The sequence below is a fragment of the Vibrio sp. 10N.222.55.C6 genome (assembly GCF_041473395.1).
GTDB lineage: Bacteria > Pseudomonadota > Gammaproteobacteria > Enterobacterales > Vibrionaceae > Vibrio > Vibrio crassostreae_C.
On sequence record NZ_JBFRSD010000031.1, the window covers coordinates 1 to 3723 of the forward strand.

4 protein-coding genes are annotated in these 3723 nt (G+C 41.4%); 1 reads left to right on the plus strand and 3 read right to left on the minus strand.

Annotated elements, in window-relative coordinates; translation table 11 throughout:
* Window positions 1–26: 26 nt before the first annotated feature.
* The 3 genes from AB4486_RS17065 to AB4486_RS17075 form a co-directional block, all read right to left on the minus strand.
* A complete protein-coding gene (locus AB4486_RS17065) occupies window positions 27–491 on the minus strand; it encodes a hypothetical protein (RefSeq protein WP_083190209.1) in 465 nt (154 codons plus the stop codon).
* 175 nt (window positions 492–666) lie between these two features.
* The gene (locus tag AB4486_RS17070) at window positions 667–1758 is read right to left on the minus strand and encodes a hypothetical protein (protein ID WP_372117863.1); all 1092 of its coding nucleotides are present in this window, start codon (window positions 1756–1758) and stop codon (window positions 667–669) included.
* 38 nt (window positions 1759–1796) lie between these two features.
* Window positions 1797–2219 (minus strand): hypothetical protein, encoded by a 423-nt coding sequence (locus AB4486_RS17075; protein ID WP_372117865.1) that lies wholly within the window; start codon window positions 2217–2219, stop codon window positions 1797–1799.
* Between the two features lie 146 nt (window positions 2220–2365).
* Here AB4486_RS17075 and AB4486_RS17080 point away from each other — a divergent pair, with 146 nt between their 5' ends.
* Window positions 2366–3391 carry an IS110 family transposase gene (locus tag AB4486_RS17080; protein WP_372117868.1) on the plus strand — a complete coding sequence of 342 codons (1026 nt, stop codon included), beginning with the start codon at window positions 2366–2368 and terminating at the stop codon, window positions 3389–3391.
* Window positions 3392–3723: the final 332 nt, after the last annotated feature.

A 3723-nucleotide genomic window follows, 5' to 3' on the forward strand; every position in this document is an offset into this window, starting at 1 on the left:
GTTGCGAATCACTCTTAAACAGATTGTTATATGCCTGTGTTGAAGACTTTGCGACCATACTCATCGACAGCAGAGCGAATAGGTTCCCAAATTCTGATGTAGCCCGATGAAGTGTCGAAAACCTTACCATGGTTCTTATCTGACTTAGCTTTCATTTGAACATAGTTAGAGTTAAACCATTCAGGATTACCTAGCTTATCACTGAGGTGTTGTTCAGTTACTTCTGAAACTCCAGAGCTAGATAATGCAAGGAACGCATTTAGAATTTGAGAGTTATACTGTGCCTGCCTTTCTGGCTTTGCCCACATACGCAATCGGCGAGATACTTTATTTATCTCATCAACGTCACTCACCTCATTTGTGCTATTTGCGTTAATCCCCTCAACCAATAGCAAACATTTGATCACTTTAGAGTGTATTTCTTTCCTGTGCGCATCTTCGCCGAGCATAAAAGCAATATCCTCGAGTTCTGATTTAAGTTGCTCTAACATAACGACTCCAATAAAACTAAATTAGACTAATTAAGTCTAGTTTAGTAAATCAGAATACGCCAAGCGAATTGGCATATAACGCCCCAATAAGCGGCGAATAATAGTTGGCTAAAATTGTGAACGAAGTGAACGCAGCCAACTGTTATGCGTCCGACTTAATTGGCTTGTTAGGTGTTTACTTCCACGTAACTTCACTTAAATCCAAAGCTAACTTTTCTGGATCATCCCAATTTGATGAGAAGCTTCTAACGTTAAAGATTCTAGCTCCCATAATTCCACCATTAGACGACTTTTTAAAACTAGTTTTATGCAAATTACCGCAAAAGAAACGATGACCTGTACTGATGTTATAACCACAGACGCTTTTAGCGTCATTGATTATATCTATGATGTTTTTATCATATTTATCTGTGGGCTCACCTTTCTCATAGGACTTGACTAATTTTCCATCAACGATTTCAGCATCAATTACACAATCTAATTCCCATAGTGCTTGAACACGTTTCTTTGCATAGATTCCTAAGTATCTATGGTCTGAATAGCCTCTATCTGAAGGTTGAAAATAAACTCCATACTTCAAATTGATTGAAACACTGTTACCACAGGGTACTACGCGCATAGTATGTCGAGCTCTGTCAAAGAGATGCGTTTCACTACAGTACTCTTTATAGTCTTCGACTAACTCGAGCATTTGATACTCATGCTCTTGAAAAAGACCATCACACGCATTACAGATATCTTCGTAAGTAATATGTTGAAAGATAACAGATGGGTGTTCTAGTTTAATTTCATTGGCAATACTTTCTGCTTTTCGGGCTGGAAGAATCGTTTTAGTAAGAAGCAACAAAATTTGCACTTCTTCTCCCTTAAAGCCCTTTGCATGACGAAGAAGTTGTGAACTACTTACTGGGGATCCAACTTTAGATTCAAGCAATATTTTGAAACTTCTTTGCATAATCGTAGCATCAGGTACAGAGGTAGCTTCTTTTTGTTGCTGCGTAATTTCTAAACCAATTTCGATCGACTCATCTGTTAGATCAGTCAAAAGCTGAGAAGCTTTTATAGGAGAGTATTGATATATACGCGAAATCAGCTGAAGTGTGTTGTTTGTCACTGTATTTTCAACAGAACTGTAACGTTGAAAGTAATGAATTTTTCCCATATTCCCTCGATATTTGATATAACGCCCGCTTAACTTGCTGCCAACTGCACCAAACTCAAACAGACCACTGTAATCACAAAAGCCAAACCGAACAAAAAATGCCACAGGTTGGCAGTCTGGTTGAAGCGATTGTTAAGTGTTGATTACTCGGCATCTTTTTGTTGAGTAGCAATACCCTTGAGTAATCCGCTGAAAGTAAAAGATAGAGTGACCATATCAACGCTATCACCTTCAGGCGAATCACATTTATACTGTGCGCACATATTTAATGCTCGCTTATACGTATCAGGATACAAGTCTTGATTCTTTTCTAAAAATGCTAATACAGCATGAACAAAGCCAAGATTTGTGTATTCGAAACTCTGGTCACTCACCATTTGGGTCGCTACTTTTTCGACATTAACCAAACGATCATATTTTTGCTGATAGTCAACAGCAAAATATGCAACAACTATAATAACCACACCATAAACTAAATGGATAACCCTTTGTTTGCCATTTTTCGCAGGCAATAGAAGACCAACAATAGAGGCTACAGAGCCCAAAATACCAAATACAATATCCATTAAATTAAACCAGACTTAAAATTTTGCTGCATTGTACAAATATTCAATGAGTTATCCAAACAGCGAAGACACTTAACGAATGACATGGATTCCCCCTACCGAGGATCTGCCACACTTATGTGGTACTTAAATGCATCGGAGGCACCATGTCTGATTATTCTTATTTCTGCGGTATCGACCTAGCTAAAAACCACTTTAGTCTTCATGCCGTAGACCAAAATGGTAAGGTCATACTTCATAAGTCAGTAACCCGCTCTAAACTACTGACTACAATAGCAAATATGCCACTCATGCGTATAGGCGTTGAAGCGTGTGGTGGTGCACATTATTGGGCAAGAACACTCAATAAACTGGGTCATGACGCCCGCATCATGGCCGTTAAATACGTGGTTCCTTATCGAACTAAAGGGAAGAACGACCTTAATGATGCAGTAGCTATCTGCGAAGCTATTCAGCGACCATCCACTCGCTTTGTGCCCGTAAAATCACCAGAGCAACAAGCCATCCTATCGGTACATAGAATGAGAGAGCATTGGGTTCGTGAACGCACCGCGCTTATGAATCGCATGCGCGCCCTACTTTCTGAGTTCGGGTTGATCATTCCCGTTGGTCGCTCTTCATTGATGAAGCACGTTCCCTTAATGCTTGAAGATGCAGAAAATGAACTGCCACATCTCGCAAGAACGGTGATTGCCGATGCTTATCACCACCTTGGTGAATTAAATCAACGTATCGCCGATACTGAACAAGTCTTCGAGTCTTTTGCTAAGGTCAGCGCTAATGTTCAACGAGTGATGAAGGTTCGTGGCATTGGACCGCAAACCGCTACTGCGATACTTGCTTCGATAGGCAATGGTTCTCAATTTGATAAAAGCCGTGATTTCTCTGCTTGGCTAGGACTAGTACCAAAGCAATATTCGACGGGAGGAAAGCCTCGCTTAGGTCGGATAACCAAACACGGCGACAAATACTTGCGAACACTATTAGTTCACGGGGCAAGGACCGTGATTGCCAACCTTGGCGACAAGCAAGATAAGCTAAGTCAGTGGTGTCGAGGCGTTCTAGAACGAAGAGGAATGAACCGAGCGATAGTGGCACTTGCCGCGAAGAACGCACGAATTATATGGTCGCTTTTACACAATCAAACCGAATATGAAAACTATGCTGCTTAAGTAGAAACCTAAGCAGCATAGAGAGTTAAACCCACCGGGTCATTGCAGACGCTAATGATGGAGATAGGTTAAGACCACTTGCGGAGAGCCTGTTAATGCGGCGGACACACTAGATGTCATCTAACGAATAAGGCACCGCAGTCGCGCAAGTCATCAGGGCCACGACGGATGCGAATCGTCGATAAGTAGGCCGAATGTAGAGCGGCAGTCCAAAACCCATCAACATAAGTTTAGCGGATGTTTGACAACCGGGGGAATCCATGTAGCCCTGTTAAGGTGTGAGCAACGCAATACCGAAGCCCCTGCATACCACCTTAATCACTAAAACCAAC